This is a genomic window from Litorisediminivivens sp. KMU-197, from assembly GCF_056858395.1.
Window position 1 is genome coordinate 377,794 of sequence record NZ_JBXEQG010000003.1, and the last position, 18,947, is coordinate 396,740.

The 18,947-nt window shown below is 62.1% G+C and carries 19 protein-coding genes; 2 read left to right on the plus strand and 17 right to left on the minus strand.

Going from position 1 to position 18,947, the window contains the following annotated elements:
* Positions 1-8: 8 nt before the first annotated feature.
* Complete coding sequence (locus AC04PT_RS09735; RefSeq protein ID WP_482873452.1) at positions 9-368, minus strand: PaaI family thioesterase; 360 nt, start codon at positions 366-368, stop codon at positions 9-11.
* Positions 369-508: 140 nt separating this feature from the next.
* On the opposite strand from AC04PT_RS09735, the gene AC04PT_RS09740 reads away from it, so the two are divergent.
* Entirely contained in the window at positions 509-1,345 is an 837-nt protein-coding gene (locus AC04PT_RS09740) for a LytTR family DNA-binding domain-containing protein (RefSeq protein ID WP_482873454.1), read from the plus strand.
* On the opposite strand, the gene pdeM is transcribed toward AC04PT_RS09740, so the two are convergent.
* The 16 genes from pdeM to AC04PT_RS09820 form a co-directional block, all read right to left on the minus strand.
* The gene (pdeM, locus tag AC04PT_RS09745) at positions 1,303-1,989 is read right to left on the minus strand and encodes a ligase-associated DNA damage response endonuclease PdeM (RefSeq protein ID WP_482873455.1); all 687 of its coding nucleotides are present in this window, start codon (positions 1,987-1,989) and stop codon (positions 1,303-1,305) included. The genes AC04PT_RS09740 and pdeM overlap by 43 nt on opposite strands.
* 39 nt (positions 1,990-2,028) lie before the next feature.
* Positions 2,029-4,437: a ligase-associated DNA damage response DEXH box helicase gene (locus tag AC04PT_RS09750; RefSeq protein WP_482873456.1), complete on the minus strand. Its 2,409-nt coding sequence runs from the start codon at positions 4,435-4,437 to the stop codon at positions 2,029-2,031.
* Positions 4,438-4,565: 128 nt separating this feature from the next.
* The gene (locus tag AC04PT_RS09755; RefSeq protein WP_482873457.1) at positions 4,566-5,876 is read right to left on the minus strand and encodes an ATPase; all 1,311 of its coding nucleotides are present in this window, start codon (positions 5,874-5,876) and stop codon (positions 4,566-4,568) included.
* Between the two features lie 70 nt (positions 5,877-5,946).
* On the minus strand, positions 5,947-6,447 hold the full coding sequence (locus tag AC04PT_RS09760; protein ID WP_482873458.1) for a prepilin peptidase: 501 nt from the start codon (positions 6,445-6,447) through the stop codon (positions 5,947-5,949).
* 3 nt (positions 6,448-6,450) lie between these two features.
* Positions 6,451-7,311, minus strand: a complete 861-nt coding sequence (locus AC04PT_RS09765; RefSeq protein WP_482873460.1) for a tetratricopeptide repeat protein — start codon at positions 7,309-7,311, stop codon at positions 6,451-6,453.
* 27 nt (positions 7,312-7,338) lie between these two features.
* Positions 7,339-7,896: a tetratricopeptide repeat protein gene (locus AC04PT_RS09770; RefSeq protein ID WP_482873555.1), complete on the minus strand. Its 558-nt coding sequence runs from the start codon at positions 7,894-7,896 to the stop codon at positions 7,339-7,341.
* A gap of 400 nt (positions 7,897-8,296) precedes the next feature.
* Complete coding sequence (locus tag AC04PT_RS09775; RefSeq protein WP_482873461.1) at positions 8,297-9,265, minus strand: type II secretion system F family protein; 969 nt, start codon at positions 9,263-9,265, stop codon at positions 8,297-8,299.
* A 10-nt stretch (positions 9,266-9,275) separates the two neighbouring features.
* The gene (locus tag AC04PT_RS09780; RefSeq protein ID WP_482873462.1) at positions 9,276-10,244 is read right to left on the minus strand and encodes a type II secretion system F family protein; all 969 of its coding nucleotides are present in this window, start codon (positions 10,242-10,244) and stop codon (positions 9,276-9,278) included.
* A 3-nt stretch (positions 10,245-10,247) separates the two neighbouring features.
* A complete protein-coding gene (locus AC04PT_RS09785) occupies positions 10,248-11,687 on the minus strand; it encodes a TadA family conjugal transfer-associated ATPase (protein WP_482873463.1) in 1,440 nt (479 codons plus the stop codon).
* A gap of 12 nt (positions 11,688-11,699) precedes the next feature.
* Complete coding sequence (locus AC04PT_RS09790; RefSeq protein ID WP_482873464.1) at positions 11,700-12,980, minus strand: CpaE/TadZ family protein; 1,281 nt, start codon at positions 12,978-12,980, stop codon at positions 11,700-11,702.
* A 297-nt stretch (positions 12,981-13,277) separates the two neighbouring features.
* Positions 13,278-13,970 (minus strand): OmpA family protein, encoded by a 693-nt coding sequence (locus AC04PT_RS09795; RefSeq protein ID WP_482873465.1) that lies wholly within the window; start codon positions 13,968-13,970, stop codon positions 13,278-13,280.
* A gap of 4 nt (positions 13,971-13,974) precedes the next feature.
* Positions 13,975-15,396 (minus strand): type II and III secretion system protein family protein, encoded by a 1,422-nt coding sequence (locus AC04PT_RS09800; RefSeq protein WP_482873466.1) that lies wholly within the window; start codon positions 15,394-15,396, stop codon positions 13,975-13,977.
* Positions 15,397-15,608: 212 nt separating this feature from the next.
* On the minus strand, positions 15,609-16,598 hold the full coding sequence (gene cpaB / locus AC04PT_RS09805; RefSeq protein WP_482873467.1) for a Flp pilus assembly protein CpaB: 990 nt from the start codon (positions 16,596-16,598) through the stop codon (positions 15,609-15,611).
* A 234-nt stretch (positions 16,599-16,832) separates the two neighbouring features.
* The gene (locus AC04PT_RS09810) at positions 16,833-17,012 is read right to left on the minus strand and encodes a hypothetical protein (protein ID WP_482873469.1); all 180 of its coding nucleotides are present in this window, start codon (positions 17,010-17,012) and stop codon (positions 16,833-16,835) included.
* A 241-nt stretch (positions 17,013-17,253) separates the two neighbouring features.
* On the minus strand, positions 17,254-17,433 hold the full coding sequence (locus AC04PT_RS09815; protein ID WP_482873470.1) for a Flp family type IVb pilin: 180 nt from the start codon (positions 17,431-17,433) through the stop codon (positions 17,254-17,256).
* Positions 17,434-17,538: 105 nt separating this feature from the next.
* The gene (locus AC04PT_RS09820; protein WP_482873470.1) at positions 17,539-17,718 is read right to left on the minus strand and encodes a Flp family type IVb pilin; all 180 of its coding nucleotides are present in this window, start codon (positions 17,716-17,718) and stop codon (positions 17,539-17,541) included.
* Between the two features lie 365 nt (positions 17,719-18,083).
* Between AC04PT_RS09820 and AC04PT_RS09825 the strand changes: the two genes are divergently transcribed.
* Entirely contained in the window at positions 18,084-18,899 is an 816-nt protein-coding gene (locus AC04PT_RS09825; RefSeq protein WP_482873471.1) for a lytic transglycosylase domain-containing protein, read from the plus strand.
* Positions 18,900-18,947 lie beyond the last annotated feature (48 nt).

Below are 18,947 nucleotides of genomic sequence, written 5' to 3' on the forward strand. Positions count from 1 at the left end.
GGTCCGCCTTAGACCGGCAGCATCGTGCCCTGCAGAAGCGCGATCTCGGTCTCGCGATCACCTTCGATGGCCAACACCGTACTGCGGACGATCACCAGCCGCCTTCCGGCCTTCACCACTTCGCCGATTGCGCGCAGGCTGTCGCCGCGCGCAGGGGCCAGCAGATTGATCTTCATTTCGGTGGTCAGCACCTCTGCGTCGTCGGGCATTACCGTCAACGCGGCATATCCCGCGGATGAGTCTCCTAATGTGAAGGTCAGCCCGGCGTGGCCGAAGCCATGCTGTTGACGCGCCCCTTCGATGATGGGGGCGTCAATAGTAACCTGACCGCGCCGGATGTCCGTCAAGGTCGCCTGAAAGGTCTTCATCAGCGACTGGCGCGCGAAACTGTTTTCGACAGCGGCAGATTTTTGAGGCGACAAATCCATAGTTTTCCCTTAGGTCCGGCGACACCGATTGCGTCAGAGTTGGATTGATCTTTCAAGCGTGGAACATGCGCTTTTAAACTATGGACCGCGTATCTGCCAGAATGTCGAATACGGAAGTCGAAAACAGAAAGCCACGGCGTGACCCGGAACTCGCTCGCGGCGTTGCCGGAGGGGTCCGAAAGCTGCTGAAGTCGCGCATCGCGCAGGCGGCGTTTCTGGGCATGACGGCGGTAGCCGTGGCAGCCGAGCCGTTCGGAACGCACGGAGCGCTGAGCTTCGGTCCGCGCGTCATCTACTGGTCGCTGGTCGTTGCGGTCTCGATCCTGTTCGGGAAAGCGTTTCACGAATTTGCGCGTCGCACGACATCAAGCCCGGGCTCATGGCAGGTGCCGCTGCGTGGTGCTGCCCTGATGGCATTGGTATTCACGCCTTTCGTCTACGCATACTCGCACGTCTTCATCAGTCTCGGTGCACCGCTGACGCCGCATCTGCCCGAGGTGACAGTCGCGGTTTTCGTGGTGTCGCTGACTGTCTATTCGCTGGTGCATATCGTCCAGACACAGATGCAGACAGCCGAGCCGAAGTCTGATGCGGACGCTAGGAAACCGCGTTTGACCCGGCGCTTGACCGCGGCGAACGCGCGAATTCATCGTCTCTCGGCGGACGATCACATGACGCTCGTGGCTACGGATGCGGGGCTCGAACGGTTGCGGATGCGCTTGGCCGACGCGGTGGTCGAGATGGATCCAATTCGCGGCACCCATGTGCACCGGTCGCATTGGGTGGCGCTGGCTTCGGTCGATGGGGTGAAGCGTCAGGACGGCAAGCTTTTCGTGTGCTTGGTCAACGGAGAGGTCCTGCCTGTCAGTCGCACCTATCGACCCGAGTTGGAAGCGGCAAGGCCCGAGCTTTTCTGAACCATCGGAATGGCCAGCGCGCGATGCCCGGTCAGGATTGCGAGTGCCCGGGGGGACATCAGCCGGGTCAATGCTGTACTGTTGCAGCGCAATCCGCCGGTGTAGGTGCCGAAGGCCGGCAAAATCAGGCGGTCTTCGTCAAGCAGGAAGCAAGGACGGGAATTGCCGCGAAGGCTGGCCTTCGGGTGGTAGTGACCTGAGATCTCGTGTCGGGTACCCGGCTCGGCGATGTGGCGAAAGGTCAGGCCGCCACTGACGTGACGCGCCAGATGGGCGCCAGGCAGGGCGATGGGGCCGGGATCGTGGTTGCCCTCGATCCAGATCCAACGCCGACCGGCCTGCAGGCGGGTGATCCAGGCAATCGCCGCTTCGGGCAGGTCGCTCATCGCCTGAAGGTCATCGAAACTGTCACCCAGGCAAATGACCGTGCAAGCGGCGGTGGCGTGAATTTCTGCTTCCAGCCGGGTCAACGTATCTTCAACGTCATAGGGCGGCAGTTGCGCACCGCGCAACCGGGCCTGTCGGGACGATTTTCCGAGATGGAGGTCAGAGACGCACAGCAGGTCCGCCGACGGCCAGTACAATGCACCGGATGGCCGTGCGGACAGCCGTTGTCCGGCGAAGCTGAAGTCATAAGCGTTCATGATATGTTCATCGCGTCAAAGAAGGTTGAACGCAAGTGCCTATAGCTGATCGAGCCCCGCTTCGGCCATAAGTGCCGCAGCCTCGTCCTCCATGATCCGCTCGCGACCCGCGCCGTGAATGGGAACCTTGCCCACCTCCAGCAGCATCGGCGCGGCCAAGGGCGTGACCCGGTCAAGCCGCAGCAGGTCGATGCGGCCTTCAACCCGCTCGGCCATATCACGGATGCGGTCGAAATCAACCAGCCCACGCATGGCCTCGGCGTGGGTTATTCGCATTAACAGATGGTCGGGTTCGTATTTCAGCAGCGTATCATAGAGGATATCGCTCGAGAACGTCGCCTGCCGCCCGGACTTCCGACTGCCCGGCAGGTTGCGGTTGATCAGCATGGCGATGTTCGCCGAGGCCCGGAAGGTCCGTTTCATCACCGCGTTCCCCGCGAGCCAGCCCTCCAGCCCGGCCTCGAGCGCAGCGATGTCGAACAACGGCGCCGGGTCTTCCAGCGGCTTCAGCCCCCAGATCAGCGTCGCATAGTCGGTGGCGACGAAACCCAGCGGATCGAGGCCAAGCTCTTCCATCCGTTTGGTGATCAAAAGCCCCAGCGTCTGTTGGGCATTGCGCCCGGCGAAACCATAGATGCAGGCGTGTTCGCGTGCATCGTGGCGGAAGCTTTCGATCAGCAGCCGCCCCGGCGCGGGCAGGCGCGACACATCGCGGTGCAGCGCCAGCCAGTCGCGGGTGTGGTCCGGCAGATAGGGCCAGTCCTCGGCCTGCAACATCCGCAGGATGCGCTGCGACAGTTGGGTGGACGTTGCGAACTTGGTGCCACCAAAGGTGGCAATTCTGGGCTTCTTGTGGCTGTCGCGGCTGACCTCCACCACCAGTTCGCGCAGCCCCTCGTAGCGCACGATCTGGCCGCCGATCAGGAAGGTATCCCCGGCACTGAGCGTGGCGGCGAACCCCTCTTCGATCTCGCCCAGAGGCTTGCCGCCACGTCCCTTGAACCGCACCTTCAGCAGGTCGGTGTCCTGGATCGTACCGATATTCATGCGGATGATCTGGGCCGAGCGGGGATCGCGCAACTGCCACAGCCCGTCGTCGCGCTGCTTGAGCCGCTGCCATTGGTCGTAGGCGCGGAAGGCATAGCCGCCGGTCGCGCAGAACGCGAGGCAATAGTCAAATGCGGCGCGGCTCAATCCCGCGTAAGGCCCGGCAGTCTTCATCTCGGCATAAAGCGCGCTGGCATCGAATGGCCCGGCACAGGCGGCAATCAGGATGTGCTGGCACAGCACGTCCAATGGCCCGGCCCCGCGAGGATCGCCGTCGAGGTCGTGTTCGCGCGCGGCCTGCAGGGCCGCATGGCACTCCACCACTTCGAAGCGGTTGGCCGGCACCAGCCGTGCCTTCGACGGCGCGTTGTAGCGGTGGTTCGCGCGTCCGATACGCTGGATCAACCTTTTGACGTTCTTTGGCGCACCGACCTGAATCACTAGATCCACATCACCCCAGTCAATGCCCAGATCAAGCGAGCCGGTACACACGATGGCGCGCAATTCGCCGCGCACCATCGCCTGCTCCACCTTCTCGCGTTGGCCCCGGTCGAGCGAACCATGGTGGATGCCGATAGGCAGATCCTCGTCGTTGACGAGCCAGAGGTTGTGAAAAAAGATCTCGGCCTGCGCGCGGGTGTTGTGAAAGATCAGCGTGGTCTTATGACGTTTGACCTCTTCCAGCACGCGCGGGATGGCATAGGCTGCCCCCCCACCGGCCCAGGGCGGTGCATCGGGCAGGTCGAGCATGGCAATGTCGGGGTCCGGTCCGGGGTCTGCCTCGACAATCGTGCAGGGGTCCGGATGGCGGGCCAACAGGTGGGCGATGGCCCCGGGGTCTTCCACCGTCGCCGACAACCCCACGCGCCGCAGGTCGGGACGCAACCTCTGCAACCGCGCCAGCGCCAGCATCAGCTGATCGCCCCGCTTGCTCTCGGCCAACGCGTGGATCTCATCCACCACCACCCGTTTCAGACCGGCAAAGATGCGCGGCGCATCCTCGTAAGAGGTCATCAGCGCAAGGCTCTCCGGTGTTGTCAGCAGAATGTGCGGCGGATCGGCCCTCTGGCGTCGCTTGACGCTGTAAGACGTGTCGCCGGTCCGGTCCTCGACGCGTATCGGCAGCCCCATCTCCGTCACCGGCGCGGTCAGGTTGCGCTTGATGTCCGCCGCCAGCGCTTTGAGCGGTGAGACATAAAGCGTATGCATCCCGTCATGTCCGCCGTCCGCAAGATCCGCCAAGGTCGGCAGAAACCCCGCCATGGTCTTGCCGCCACCGGTGGGTGCGATCAGCAGCACCGAAGGCTCGCCGGATCGTGCGATCATCTCGGCCTGATGCGGATGCACCTGCCAGCCACGGGCGGAGAACCAGTCAGAGATGATCGGGGGCAGGGTACTCATCCGCCACATCTAGTGCGTCCCGGGCGGATTCAAAACCGTGCTTCTTCGGTTCGGAAATATCCCGGGGGTTTGGAGGCTGGCCCCCATCACACCAAACTGCGCGCCGCAGGCGCTCAATGTGAACGGCCTTACTTCACGATCTTCTCGTCCTTGACGAACATGTTCGCCCAGGCCCTGTCGACATACTCGGGTGTCATCGTCGGTGCCACGCCTTCGAAGGCGCAGATCGACAGGATCTGGTCGATCAAGAACACCGGCTGATAATTGGCATAAACGTTCTGGATCGTGGGATACTTCACCTGCAGCAGGTGAATGAGGCTCGCCTCGTCCAGAGGCAGCCCCTTCTTCTTGGCGACAAGGGCGAAGATCTTCAGGAAGTCCTTTTGTCCTGGCCCGTCGATCTTGATCTTGAAGAAGATCCGGCGCAGCGCGGCCTGGTCGAATATCTCATTCGGATGGAAGTTGGTCGAGAAGACCACCAGCGTGTCGAAGGGCACCTCGAATTTCTCGCCTGATTGCAGGGCGAGGATGTCACGGCCTTCCTCCAGCGGCACGATCCAGCGGTTGACCAAGGCCTGTGGCGGTTCTTCCTGACGGCCAAGGTCGTCGACGATGAAGATACCGCCCGAGGATTTTAGCTGCAGAGGCGCCTGGTAGGTCCGTGCGGTCGGGTTGTAGACGAGGTCGAGCATCTTCAGCGACAGTTCGCCGCCGGTGACCACGGTCGGCCTGACGCAACGCACATAACGCGTGTCGTAGCGGTTTGCCGAGCGACGCAGCTGATTGGGATTGTCGACCTGCTCTTCGGCGGCTGAGTGGACAATGGGGTCGTAGACCGTGATGACCTGACCGGAATACTCGATCGCGCGCGGAACGAATATCTTGTCACCCATGGCATTGCGGATGCCGTTCGAAATCGAGGATTTCCCGTTGCCCGGCGGGCCGTACATCAGGATCGAGCGCCCGGCCGACACCGCCGGCCCCAACTGATCCATCAGCGTCGGTGGCAGGATCAGCTCGCCCATCGCGGTCGTCAGTTGATCGCGGGTGATCTGGATATTGCGGATCGACTGGCGCTTGATCTGTTCTTGGTAGACATCCAGCGGCACGGGCATGGCCCCGTAATATTCCGACTGTGCCAGCGCATCCAGCGCCCTGGCCTTGCCGGCGTCGGTCAGCTCGTAGCCCATCTCGTTGCCCGAGTTGGCGTTGAGCGTACCGGTCGCCTGCAGGAACTTCTGCCCGCGCGCCATGTCGACCAATTCCTGTGTCACCGGCACCGGCAGGCAGACCGCCCGCGAAATCTCGGTCACGATGTCGAGGTTCGAGCGGAACATCGTCTTCAGCAGGATGTCGCGCATCATCGTCAGGGGCAGCTGCATCTCGTCCAGCCGCTTGGGGGCGGGGGGCGCGGTGACGTTGCCGACGGCCATGTTCATGTAAAGATCCTCCGGTCCTGCGCGCCCAGTCTGGCGGCCAGTGGTTCAGATTTGGTGAAGCGCATTGCCCTCAGCTCCCATAGATCGCGCCGAGCGCGAGATAGAGGGCGAGTGTCCCGCCAAGAGCCAGCCCCATCGGGAAGTCGCTGCCGCTTTGCCAGCTCTGCCAGCCGGGGGCCATGCGCCGCAGCGGCGTGTGTTTCGCCAGCCGGTGCGCGGCGAAGGCGCCCAGCAATGTGGTGGCCAGCAGCATCATCACGAAGACGGTATCAGCCGGGTGCAGGAACGGCGCGGCGGCGGCGGCGAACTTGGCATCGCCCGCGCCGACCAGACCGCCGGCGTTCATGACGATGCCCAAGAGCAGAACAATCACGAGATTGACCAGCCGCCAAGGGTATTCGTCCAGTGGCAGCGCGACCACGCCCACCACCACGAAGACCGCGGTCAGGGCCAGCACCGCCTTGTTGGGGATCTTCATTCGCGACATGTCGGTCCAGCAGACGTAGATGCAGATCGGCAGGGCGAAGGGCAGGAACCAGAGCGCCGACCAGGTGGTGATGGCAAGCTCCATCGTCTAGTTCGCCACGCCGGCTTCCAGTGCGCGAAGCGAGCGGACGGCGGCCTCGAAATACTGTGGATGGGTCTCGATGGCGTCGCGGAACAAGCCCTTGCCGGTTTCGACATCGCCGCGCTTCACCGCCGACAGACCCATGGTGTAGAGCAGTTCAGCGCGCTCCTGCTGGCTCATCGGGACCACGGGAAGCTGGTAGTTGCCCTGTGCGCCACGTGCCAGCACAAGGTTGTTCTTGGCAGTGAACATCTTGCTGTCCTGCCGGATTGCCTGGGTAAAGAGCCGCTCGGCCCCGTCATAATCACCCCGGGTCAGCTTGGAATAACCCCAGTTGTTCATCACGCTCGCGGGCGTGGTGGTCAGCCCGACGGCGGTCTCGTAGAAGCTGTCGGCTTTCTTCCATTCCTCGTTGCCATCGGCGATCATCGCCTCGAGCCGATAGCGCTTGAAGGTCTCGACGGTGGGCGGGACGGCGTCCAGCACCTCTTCGGCCTTGTCCCATTGCGCGTCACGGATGTAAGCGTCGGCCAACTGGATGCGATCGTCGTCGGTGGAGTCTTCCATCCCGATGATGTGTTTCCAGGCCGAGACCGCCTCGGTCGGGCGCTTGGCCCGGATCAGCGACAGCGCGAGTCCGCGTTGCAGGTCGATCCGGTCAGGCTGGCCCTTAACGGCGCGCTGGAAATAGCTGACCGCTTCGTTGGGGTCGGCGGCGCCCAGCATGACCTCGTTGAGGTCGCTCTCGTCGATGACGTTGATGTCCTGCAGCTTGCGGTCGACAGCGTCCTTGTCGATCTCCTTATCGCAGGCCGACAGCGCCAGCACGGCGCACAGACCGAGGGGCACGAAGATGGGATGGCGCATTTTTGCGTCCTTTTCTGCTCTTGCCTCTTACAGTGCGGACTGGATCAGGTAATCCGAGGTCCCGCGCCGCACCAATTTATAGTCTTCTTGTTCGTCTACAGCGAATGTCACGTTGTCGAGTTTCGCCAGCGCCAGCCGCAGGTTGTCGCGGATGGCATCGCTGGCACCGTTGTCCAGCGCATAGGCCTTGCGGAATACCTGACTGGCCTCGGCGGTCTTGCCGCGCTCCATCAGCACCACGCCAAGATTGTTCCAGACCTCGGGCCAGTCTTCTTCTTTCTTGACGGCCCGGCGCAGCAGGGTCTCGGCCTGGTTCAGGCGCCCCAGCGCCAGGTTGGTGGTGCCGAGGCCTGTCAGCACCTCGGCATCGAAACCACGCTCCAGCGCGGCGCGGTGAAAGGCGTCGAGGGCAAGGTCGTATTCGCGCGCCGCCAGCAGCCTGTGACCGACCAGAAGCTGGTCCACGGCTTCCGCGCGGCGGTCGACCTGTGGTGCATAGGGACTGTCCGGCGCACGTGTGAAGCCATCCTGCGCACAGGCGGCCAGCAAGATGACTAGGGCCAGGAATCCGGCGAATTTGGTCAGGACCACCAACGTGTTGCTCTTGCACTGCCTCGGTTTGCGCCGGTGTCTGACCACGGGTTTGCGACCGCAGTTGCCCGGCTTTGGGCCGAGCCTATCGCAGGGCGCATGGCTTGCGGAGAAATTCCTTCAAGGCCGCCTTGAAAAACACTGATAACGTTGCGGATTTGCCAAGGTGGGGTCCGGTCCGTCGACGGAGCAGGCCGTTTTGGTCCGGAGCACGAAATGACGAGCGGAACCGGGGCCGCCGGCTCGGGCGCGTTTTGTACAAATTGTACAAAACGACCCCCAGTTTTGTACAAAAGCCCTCGGGTCTTGGGCGAAGCAGGGACGACGCGCCATCGCCAGACGAATTCTGCAAAAGACCGGATGCCGATCCATCGGTGGATCGGCCCCCGCATATTCAGTTTGCGAGACTTCCGAGCTGCATGATGCCGTGCGCGGACGGCCCCACCAGAATGATCAGCAGCGGCGGCACGGTCAGGCCCATCGTCACCAGTGTCATCTTGGTGGGCAGCTTGTTGGCGGCCTCCTCGGCTTTCATCACTCGCTTGTCGCGCATCTCGGCGGCATAAACCCGCAGCGCCTCTGCAATTGATGTCCCGAAGACCTGAGCCTGTACCAGCACCGTCACGAAGGATGAGATATCCTGCACCCCGCAGCGGTCGCCCATGTCGTTGAGGACCGTGGTCTTGTCTTTGCCGGCCTTGATCTCGTGGCTGACGACCTGGAACTCATAGGCCAGTTCCGGATAACCGACCCGGATCTCCTTGCTCACTCTCAGGATCGACTGGTCGAGTGATTGTCCGGCCTCGACGCAGACCAGCATCATGTCGAGCGCATCGGGAAAACCCTCCTCGATCTGCTGGTTGCGCTTCTCCGAGCGTTTGTTGATCCAGTAGCTGGGCATGTAGTAGCCCGCCCCGCCCGGACCGAGAATATACATCAGCATCTGCTGATTGGTGGCGTTCTCTTCGCCGATGATCACGTAATAGTAGAACAGTCCTCCGCACAGACCGACAACCGCCAGCACCACCTGCGCGGCATAGAAGAACCGAACTGCATCGCGGCCGCGATAGCCGGCCTGCATCAGCTTCTTGGCGATCGTGGAATACTGCTCTTCGTCCTTCGGTTCGAGGAAGGCGCCGTATTTTTCGAGCTTCTCATTGCGGGACTTGCCCTGGCGCAGGGTCTCACCCTTGCGCGCCTTCGGCTGCCGCGACTGCGCCGCCAGCTTGTCCATGGGGTCGGGGCGTTGCCTGAGCAGCATCGACAGCGCCAGCAGCAGCAGCAGCACTCCGAGACCGCCGACCACAACTACCGGGGCCATGGGCCCCAGCAACTCAAAGAAAAAACCTCCGGGCTCAAACATGACGCCCTCCTTATACCTTGATGTTCACCAGCCAGCGCATGACGACGAGGTTCGCGGACAGGAACCCTCCGACGACAAAGCAGGCGGGGATGAAATATGCGTGGTCGATGACTTCGTCGTAGTAGTGCGGATCGGTGACCTGAATGAAGACGAGACAGGCAATGGGGAAGCCGGACAGGAACTTGCCAGACCACTGCGCCTCGGCGGTGATCGCCTTGACCCGACGAAACAGCCGGAAACGGGCACGGATCACCGTGCTGAGTCCGGCAAGCACCTCGGCCAGGTTACCGCCAGATTGCTGCTGGATGGTCACCGCCACCGCAAGGAAGCGCAGATCCTGCATGTCCAGGCGGTCGGCCATCTCGCTGAGCGCCTCGCCGACGTCGCGGCCATAGGCACTTTCATCGGCAATGACCCCCAGCTCCGAGGCCAACGGGTCGCGCACTTCCTTTGACACGATGCTCAGCGCGGACGAAAATGGGTGCCCCACCCGCAGCGAGCGCACGATCAGCTCGATCGCGTCGGGCAGCTGTTCCTCCAGCATGCCCATCCGTTTCTTCGCCTTCATGTTGACCCAGGTATAGACGCCGCCGACACCCATCGCGATCGAGCCCGCGACACGGACCACCAGTCCGGTTTCGGTGCCCAGCGTCAGGCCGACGAAGGCCATGAAGGACACCACGACCATGATCACCATCAGTTGCGTGGGCGTAAAGGCGATGGCCGCCTTCTGCGCCTTGGCAGCCAGCAGTGAGTAAAGCGGGATTTTCCGCGACTTCATGTGCTGGGTCATCTCCTTGCGGAGCTTTTCCAGCACCTCGTCGCGGCGGCTGCCCTTGTCCATCATCTCGAGCCGGCGGTTGACCCGGCTGTTGAGGCTGATCGACTTGCCAAAGATGGTCAGGTAGACGCCCTCGACGACCGCAAGGACGCCGATGAAGATCAGGCCGTAGATAATCGGTTCTGCTGTGATTTCCATGACCTACTCCGCAGCGAAGGGTTCAAAGATGGCCGCTGGCAGATCGTAGCCCCAGAGCTTGAAACGCTCGGAATAGTGGCTGCGGACACCCGTGGCGGTGAAATGGCCGACGATCTTGTTGTCGGGGGTGAGGCCGACGCGCTGATAGCGGAAGACCTCCTGCATCGAGATGACCTCGCCCTCCATGCCCGTCACCTCGGTGATCGAGACCATGCGGCGCGAGCCGTCCTGCAGGCGGCTGGCCTGCACGATAAGATTGACAGCGCTTGAGATCTGGGAGCGCACCGCCTTGATCGGCATCTCGATCCCGGCCATGGCGATCATGTTTTCCAGGCGGGAAACCCCGTCGCGGGCGCTGTTGGCGTGGATCGTCGTCATCGAACCGTCGTGGCCTGTGTTCATGGCCTGCAGCATGTCGATGACCTCTTCGCCGCGCGTCTCGCCGACGATGATGCGGTCGGGACGCATCCGGAGCGCGTTTCTCAGACAGTCGCGCTGGCTGACCGCGCCCTTGCCCTCGACGTTGGGCGGGCGGCTTTCCATCCGGCCCACGTGGGTCTGTTGCAGCTGCAGTTCCGCCGTATCCTCGATCGTCAGGATACGCTCGCTGTCGTCGATGAAGGACGACAGGGCGTTGAGCGTGGTTGTCTTGCCCGAACCCGTACCGCCCGAGACGATGACGTTCAGCCGGCAGGCGACAGCGGCCTGGAGATAGGCAGCCATCTCTTCGGTGAAAGCGCCGAAGCTGACCAGGTCGTCGACCGCCAGCTTCTCTTTCTTGAACTTACGAATGGAGACGAGGCTGCCGTCGACCGCAATCGGCGGCACCATCGCGTTGAAACGCGAGCCATCGGCGAGGCGGGCGTCGACGTAGGGGTTCGATTCGTCGACCCGGCGACCAACGGCAGAGACGATCTTGTCGATGATCCGCAGCAGGTGCTTTTCGTCCTTGAAGGTCACATCCGACAGCGTCAGCTTGCCGTTGCGCTCGACAAACACCTGTTGCGGGCCGTTGACGAGGATGTCGTTGACCGTGTCGTCCTGCAAAAGCGGCTCAAGCGGGCCGAGGCCCTTCACTTCATTGTAAAGCTCCTGGATCAGGGTCGCGCGGTCGTCGCGGTTGAGGACGACGCCCTTTTCGTTGAGGAACTCCTGGCTGATGTCGCTGATCTCGGCCTTCAGGTCATTCTCTGTCGCGTTTTCCAGGGCAGCAAGGTTCAGGTTGTCGAGAAGCGAGCGGTGCAGCTCGAGCTTCAACTCGCCCATCCGCTCCTTGCGCTTCTGTTCCTTGTCGGAAGCCTCGGGGCGCGCGGCCTGCGTCTTCACCACCGGACGACGCATCGACACCGGTTTGGCCGGTGCTTCGGTCTCCGGCAATTTGGTGACGTTGTCGGGCTTGGCCTGGGTGGGGCTGGCGGCAGGCTTGCGATATTTGGAAAACATTGGTGTCTATCCTCAGGCAGCTTCGGCGTCGTCTTTGCCGATCTCGTGCAGTGACTTGGCCAGCTTGGCGATCTCGCGGCGCAGCGGGTTTTTCGACGCGGCCGTCGCCAAGGGCAGGCCGTGATCACAGGCCTGGGTGATTGCCTTTCCGCCGTCGGGGAAATGCACGTCGATGGCGATGCCGAGGCTCTCGGCCATGCGCTTGACCCGGCTCTTGCCGGTCAGGTCGGTGAATTTCGGGGCGCGGTTCAGCAGGAACCGCAGCTTTTCGAAGGGCAGGTCTTCGGACTGAAGCGCCCGCTTCATGCGCAGCGCGTTCTGTGCGGACCGCATGTCGATTTCCAGCATCGAGAAGTAGACATGTGCCATGGTCAGCACCGTTTCCGACCACTGCACCAGCGTTTTGGGCATGTCGACGATGACATAGTCGAAGTGCTCGGTCGCGGTATTCAGCAGCTTCTCGATATCACCCGGCGGCAACAGGTCCAGCGGCAGCATGTCGGCCGGCGCGGTCAGCACCTGCATCTTTTCCTCAAAGTCGATCAGGGCCTGGCTGAAGCTGTCGGCGTCCATGTTTTCGATGTCCGACAGCAATTCATAGACCGCCTCGCGGCGGGGCAGGTCGAGGTAGGTCGCGACCGACCCGGTCTGCAGGTCGAGGTCCACAAGGCAGACCTTCGGGGCGTCCGACTTGGAGATATTGGCCAGTTCCCAGGCAAGGTTGGTGGCGAATGTGGTCGATCCGACGCCGCCGGCCAGCCCGTGTACGCCGATCAGCACGCCATCGCGGGGCGCGCCCTTCTTCAGCTTGACCTTCTTTTCGCCAGGCTGGTCCGCTGCGTCTTCTTCTGTTTCCGACGTCTGGACGACCTCGGGCGCGGGGGCAGGGGCGCGGACACGGTCAATGGCGAACTGCAGCTCAGCTTCGGGAAGCGGGTAGGGGACGAACTCATCAGCACCCTTGCGCATCAGGTGATGCAGGGCCGCCGGCGAGACGTCTTCGGTAATCAGGATGGTTTTGATACCCTGAGCGCTCGCGGCGGCGATGATGTCGGCCAGAAGAGGCAGATCCGCTTCGTCCTCGGCGTCCATGGCAATGGCGACAAATTCAAGTGACCTTGCATCTTCCTGACTGAAGAAGGGGATCGCTTCTTCGAAACCGAGATCGCCCCACTGCTCGCCGAGCGCGGTCTCCATGTCTTCGATCAGAAGCTCGAAGTCCTGCACATTGCGACTGATGGTGCAGGCGACAATCGGGGGTATCTCCATCTCAAGCGCGGTCTCGTCGGTCATGGCCTTACATCCTCTACCAAGCTTTCCCGGGAAAACGTTCCGCAAGGTCTGGCTTCTGCTCGTGCCAGCTATCCCCACCTGTCCTCCGGGATCGCGCCGCCAGGGTGATGGACACCCTGAGACGCAACTCACTACTGGGAAAGTGCTAAAAAATTCAGGCGACATTGCGGCCAAAAAACCGTCTTTTCGCGGATTCGCGACAATACGGCGATGCCGGGGGGAATTGGTTACTGGACGCTGAAACGAAAAAGGGGACGGTGATGCCGTCCCCTTTGCCTGCCGGTTACGAGGTTGTTTCTACTCGGCGCCGTCGCCGGTAGAGGTCTGCTCACCCGACGAGATGCCGGTGGTCAGGGTGGATGCGGGTGCGCCGGATACCAGGTATTCGCGGTAAACGACGGCGGCATAATTTCCGTCCATCAGCTGCGGATGTCCTGCCACGAAGCCGATGACTTCGGTCACGGTCCTGCGATTGCGACGCTCACGGCCTTCGGTCACGATCAGCGGCTGGGTTTCGCCGAAGCTGACAACCGCCTCGAGCCGCGACCGCGAGATGCCGTGCGATACGAGGTAATGGACCACCGCATTGGCGCGGCGCTGTCCAAGTGCGCGGTTGTAGGCGGCGGAACCGACCTTGTCGGCATGGCCGTAGACCCGGAACCGCACCTCGGGGAAGCGTTTGATCCAGGCGGCCTGTTCACGCAGCGTGTCGCGCGCGCCAGCGTCAAGTTCGGCCGAGTTGAAGGCGAAATTGACCGTGGTCAGAACCTCTTCGGCGAAGCGCTGGGCCATGTTGTAGACCCACTGCTTTTCGCCGGTCATGTAGGCCTGGTTGTTCAGCGTCGCCGTGCCGAAGTTGCCAGCGTCGATCAAGGCGCCGGATTCACGAAAGAACGAGCCTTGGACCGGTCCTCGGTTGGGCGAACATCCCGCCAGGACGCCGATCACGGCGGCCGTGGCGAAGAGATATGTCAAGCGCGGCTGCTGCATTCGATCAATCCATCACATAGCCATAGGACCCGCTGAAATCCTGCTTGGCGACTTCGGCAACGGGTCCTTTTGAACGTGCCGTGTCGCTGGCCACGCGGCCATGGAGGAAGAGGTCTTTCTCGGACGGCGGACGCACCCGATCGGTGGGCAGCGCCAGCGCCTCGCCACGTGTCGGTGTGACCAGGTGCGGGGTGACGATGATCACCAGCTCGGACTGCTCGCGCTGATACTCGGCCGAGCGGAACAATGCGCCGAGGACGGGCACGTCGCCCAGCCACGGGACCTGACCATTGAGGTCCTGAAAGTCGTCCTTCAGCAGGCCGGCGATTGCAAAGCTCTCACCGTCGCGCATCTCGACCGTGGTCGAGGCCTCGCGCCGGGTAAAGGCGTCCAGCTGGAAGTCATTGAAAAGAAACCCGTTTGTCGGATCAATCGCCGACACCGCGGTCTTGAGTTCAAGGTTGATCAGGTCACCGTCGACGACGCGCGGGATAAAGCTGAGCTCGATCCCGAAAGGCTTGAACTCGACTGTGATCGAGTCGTTGCCGGTTCCGATCGGCACCGGATATTCGCCACCGGCCAGGAAGTTTGCCTCTTGGCCCGAAAGCGCGGTCAGGTTGGGCTCGGCCAGCATCCGGACCATGCCCTTGCTCTCCAGAGCCTCCAGCAGCAGCGCCACCTCGACCGCGCCGAGGTTGAAGCCGAGCGCAGCGGCAATTTCACTTTCGCCTCCGGGAAGACCGCCGCCCAGGATCGATCCTTGCGCCGTGCTGCCGACAGCCGCCCCGCTGCCCAGCTGGATACCGGCGTCACCGCCGAAGATGTCACCACCGAGGGCCAGCGACGAGGCCAGCTTCTTCGAAACCGTCCGCGACATTTCCGCGAAGCGGACCTTGAGCATCACCTGCTGCACTCCGCCGACGCTCATCAGGTTGGACACCCTTTCGGGCGCGTAACGCTGTGCCAGGTCAAGGGCGCGCTGCATTTTCTGCGTCGACGAGGCGACGCCCGACAGCACGATGCCGTCATCGGCGCTGCGCACCTCGATCTTTTCGCCCGGCATGATCTGCCGCAGGCGCTCTTTGAATTCTGTCAGGTCGAATGTGACGTGCACGTCGACATTGGTGATCAGGCGCCCGGACGCGTCCAGCAGGGTCAGGGTCGTGGTGCCCGTTCCCTTGCCCAGCACGTAGATCGTCCGATCCGACAGAGACGATATGTCGGCGATCGCCGGGTTGGCGATGCTGAGTTCCGCAAAGGGAATATCGCTTTCCACCACCACCGCGCGGTTGATCGGCACCGACAGCTTCGACGAGGTGCCTTGCCGCACAACCGTCAGTGTCTCGGCAAAGCTGCTGGTCGCAAATGAACCACTTGTCAGGACAACGCCCATGAGGGCGGCCCGAAGGAATGACTTGAATTTCATGTGACCTGCCTTTCCGATCACGCCTCATTTCGCAGATCTTGCGTCTGCATTTGACGTCACCTTGCGGGAAAACCTGATTTTTTGCAAGAATCAAAGGGTTCGGCCGCAGACTTTATGTGGGTATCTCGCAACAGCCGTTTAAAAACAAAACGCCGCAATACGAGATGCGGCGTTTTCAGGCTTGAGACCTACCCGATATTGGGCTTGGCGGATCAGTTGGTGCAGGGGATGGGAATCTCCACGGCCTCTCCACCTTTGCGGGTGCGGATGGTGCAGACCTGCTCCTTCTCGACTTCCACGACCTCCTGCACCTCGGGCGCTTCGAGGCCCAGCAGGCTCATCTGGTCAACCTCGACCGGGCCCACCTCGCTGGTGTCGCCGTTGCCGACAAGCGCCAGTGAAAGCCGGCCGGTGGATTGCGCCTGTGCCAGAGCCGCAACCTGTTCGGGACGGACCGACACTGTCACTGTCCGCGCGATGGTGGCCGAATTCTTGTCGCCATAGGCCTGCTGGTCGATGGCGATCAGCTTGACGCCGGTCTCGATCAGCTTGGTGACATCGGTGGAATTGCCGCGGGTGTATTCGTCGACCATCTTCTCGACCCGACCGGTCCAGTACACATCGACGCGATCGCTGGGACGCAGGAAACCCGAGACGCCGGATGCCACGTCGACCTTGATCGCGAAGGCGCGCATGCCGCGTCCAAGGCGAGAGGTGATGCCGGCGTCCTGGCCGGGCTCGGTGACACGGGCGGCGACAATGGCTTCGCCCTTCTCGATGGCGCGCAGGACATACCGTTCGTCACCGGTCTCCGGAAAAAGATCGGGGATGTCGGTTACGCGCAGGCCCTCTACTTCCGGATCGAATTCGTCGGTCGCGGCCTTCTTCAGCGTTTTCTGGGTAAGTTCATCGAGCTCTTCCCAGGGTTTGTAGTAGGGGGCCGCTCCGCCTGAGGCGAGGAACGTGCCGTCCGGGACCGACGCTCTGGGGAATTGCACCACCCGCACCGAGTCGGCGAGAAGCTTGTCGCCGTAGTCCAGCCGTTCGGTCGCGACGTAGACGTCGACGGTTGCAACGGGCTCGGCCTCTTGGGCCTCTGCCAGCGCGACCTGGTAGGACGTGACGTAGCCGTTGGCCATGTGGACGGCAAAACCTGCCAGTCCGATGCCAATTATCAACACCAATCCGAATATCAATCGCATAACCTGCCCCTTTCCTTACTGCTCTTCCCGGTCGTTATGCCGGAAAATTGTGGTCAAACTTAGCCAGACCCCGGGCAGCGTGGCGGCAGGCTAGGATTATTCATGGTGATTTGTAGGAAGAGCGTGCCCTCGGTCATGTCCTGTTCCGGAAGGGTGCTCGTGCGTAGGCCGCCCGATGGCGGCAGACGCGAAGGTCTCTGGCTGCTGCGGCGAGCGCCGAGTTGTCCGCGCGGCTTACTTGGAGAGTTCCGCCTGAATGTCGGCAGCGGCTTTGTCGCGCAACAGCAGTGCCTGTTCTTCGATAGAGAGATAGGCGACAGCGGCAAGGCCGACGATGGCTGCGCAAAGCACCACCCAGTCGACAGTGACGGCACCGTCTTCGCTGGTAAAAAAGGACGTGAGTTTCTTGGTCATTGGTACGTGTCTCCTGAACTCTCGATACACCGGCCGGACCTGGCCTGCGTAAATGGCAACCCTTACTGACCTCCCCAGTCTGGTCCGGGGGACGCGCGTGGCTGGGCTTGGCCCGGTGTCACGCCCTGTGTCGTGGCCCTGTCATTAAAAAGCCGCCAGGCTCGGCGGCAGGCCTTGATGGCAGGGTAGACCCGGCAGTCGCGCGTCTTCGCGCGCATCTGCCGGGAAATCGCTCAGGCGATTACTTCGCCAGTTCGCCCTGGACGTCGGCTGCGGCTTTGCCGTACAGCGCGGCGGTCTGGGTCTCGATCGAGCCGTATGCTGCGATGGCCAGGCCGACGATAGCGGCACAGAGCACCACCCAGTCAACAGTCACGGCACCGTCTTCGTCCTTGCGGAAGTTTTTGATGAATTTGGTCATGGTCATTGTCCTCGTGTGGCCGGGTGGCCAGTGTTTGTGGGATCAAGCCTTCGCCCGTGCAGGGGGTGCGGTGGCGAAGGCCTTCATCGTCAGACAGTCAGACGATTACTTCGCCAGTTCGCCCTGGACGTCGGCTGCGGCTTTGCCGTACAGCGCGGCGGTCTGGGTCTCGATCGAGCCGTATGCTGCGATGGCCAGGCCGACGATGGCGGCACAGAGCACCACCCAGTCAACAGTCACGGCACCGTCTTCGTCTTTGCGGAAGTTTTTGATGAATTTGGTCATGGTCTTGGTCTCCGTAGGTCAATTTGCGTTTCGTTAACCTTGCCGGGGTGATCTGACCTGCCTCTCACCTCAGGTCTGTCCGACTTGGTACGACGCAAATAAGCCAGCGGATTGGGGCGGCAGTTTGGCAGCAATCGCGCGATTTTAAATTTCTCTGCGCCCAACTGCGAAAATCTAGTTAACTGTATGTTCAGAAAGGAATTTTTAGTTAATCAGGTTTTTCCGTCGCGATGGAGAAGCGGCCGAGGCCTGCAAATATGGCGCTTATGCCGCTTTTGATTTCGACAAAACTAGCGTCATGGCAGGTTCTTTGCGAAACTGACGACAATAACAACGCCCGCAACGAGGCTGAGCAGGTTAAAGACATGAAAACGATTGCCAGGACCGTGGCGGTCCTTGTCTGTCTGGGCATGGTGCCCGCCGAGGCAGAGACACCCACGCCCCCGCCGTTCAAGGATTTCCAGCCGCGCAGGGTAAAACCGCCCAAGGCAGGAACAACCAAACGTATCCTCGTACAGATCACGGCACCAGCGCCACGTGCGCCCGTCACTCAGCCTGACTCCAAGGTGCCCGAGGCCCGGCCGGCAACTGCGCGGTATGGCTGGTTCTGGAAATCGATCTCGCCCAGCCAAGATGACAGAAGCGCGGGCCGGCTGAGCGAGGCGCTCGCGGCTCTGAATGCCGCACCCGCAGGCCAGCGCGTGGCCACGCCGAGGCTGGACGAATTGCAGGACCTTGCCAGTCTGCGTGGCGTGCAGATCCTGAAGGCCACCATCGGCACACAGGTATCACCGGCGCTGGTACTGGCGGTGATGGCGGTGGAAAGCGGAGGCCGGGTGGACGCGGTTTCATCGACCGGTGCCCAGGGGCTGATGCAACTGATGCCGGACACCGCCGAACGTTTCGGCGTCGTGGATGCGGCAGTTGCCGAAGACAACATTCGCGGCGGCGTCAAGTTTTTGGACTTTCTCGTGCGCAAGTTCGACGGCGATCCGATGCTGGTGCTGGCAGGGTATAACGCGGGCGAAAATTCCATCGGCAAGCACGGCGGGGTGCCGCCCTACGCCGAAACGCGCGACTACGTGCCCAAGGTGCTGGCGGCCTATGGCGTGGCGCAGGGGCTTTGCATGACACCGCCGTTGCTGATCTCAGACGGCTGCGTCTTCGTAACCATGAACTGATCCGCGGATCGGTCGTCCCTGAATGCGACCGGGCGCGACATCAGCCGC

Excerpts from the sequence above, each read along its gene's own strand:
- AC04PT_RS09735 (WP_482873452.1), bottom strand. The coding sequence starts at position 368 with ATGAAGACCTTTCAGGCGACCTTGACGGACATCCGGCGCGGTCAGGTT.
- AC04PT_RS09740 (WP_482873454.1), top strand. The coding sequence starts at position 509 with ATGGACCGCGTATCTGCCAGAATGTCGAATACGGAAGTCGAAAACAGA.
- pdeM (WP_482873455.1), bottom strand. The coding sequence starts at position 1,989 with ATGAACGCTTATGACTTCAGCTTCGCCGGACAACGGCTGTCCGCACGG.
- AC04PT_RS09750 (WP_482873456.1), bottom strand. The coding sequence starts at position 4,437 with ATGAGTACCCTGCCCCCGATCATCTCTGACTGGTTCTCCGCCCGTGGC.
- AC04PT_RS09755 (WP_482873457.1), bottom strand. The coding sequence starts at position 5,876 with ATGAACATGGCCGTCGGCAACGTCACCGCGCCCCCCGCCCCCAAGCGG.
- AC04PT_RS09760 (WP_482873458.1), bottom strand. The coding sequence starts at position 6,447 with ATGGAGCTTGCCATCACCACCTGGTCGGCGCTCTGGTTCCTGCCCTTC.
- AC04PT_RS09765 (WP_482873460.1), bottom strand. The coding sequence starts at position 7,311 with ATGCGCCATCCCATCTTCGTGCCCCTCGGTCTGTGCGCCGTGCTGGCG.
- AC04PT_RS09775 (WP_482873461.1), bottom strand. The coding sequence starts at position 9,265 with ATGTTTGAGCCCGGAGGTTTTTTCTTTGAGTTGCTGGGGCCCATGGCC.
- AC04PT_RS09780 (WP_482873462.1), bottom strand. The coding sequence starts at position 10,244 with ATGGAAATCACAGCAGAACCGATTATCTACGGCCTGATCTTCATCGGC.
- AC04PT_RS09785 (WP_482873463.1), bottom strand. The coding sequence starts at position 11,687 with ATGTTTTCCAAATATCGCAAGCCTGCCGCCAGCCCCACCCAGGCCAAG.
- AC04PT_RS09790 (WP_482873464.1), bottom strand. The coding sequence starts at position 12,980 with ATGACCGACGAGACCGCGCTTGAGATGGAGATACCCCCGATTGTCGCC.
- AC04PT_RS09795 (WP_482873465.1), bottom strand. The coding sequence starts at position 13,970 with ATGCAGCAGCCGCGCTTGACATATCTCTTCGCCACGGCCGCCGTGATC.
- AC04PT_RS09800 (WP_482873466.1), bottom strand. The coding sequence starts at position 15,396 with ATGAAATTCAAGTCATTCCTTCGGGCCGCCCTCATGGGCGTTGTCCTG.
- cpaB (WP_482873467.1), bottom strand. The coding sequence starts at position 16,598 with ATGCGATTGATATTCGGATTGGTGTTGATAATTGGCATCGGACTGGCA.
- AC04PT_RS09810 (WP_482873469.1), bottom strand. The coding sequence starts at position 17,012 with ATGACCAAGAAACTCACGTCCTTTTTTACCAGCGAAGACGGTGCCGTC.
- AC04PT_RS09815 (WP_482873470.1), bottom strand. The coding sequence starts at position 17,433 with ATGACCAAATTCATCAAAAACTTCCGCAAGGACGAAGACGGTGCCGTG.
- AC04PT_RS09820 (WP_482873470.1), bottom strand. The coding sequence starts at position 17,718 with ATGACCAAATTCATCAAAAACTTCCGCAAAGACGAAGACGGTGCCGTG.
- AC04PT_RS09825 (WP_482873471.1), top strand. The coding sequence starts at position 18,084 with ATGAAAACGATTGCCAGGACCGTGGCGGTCCTTGTCTGTCTGGGCATG.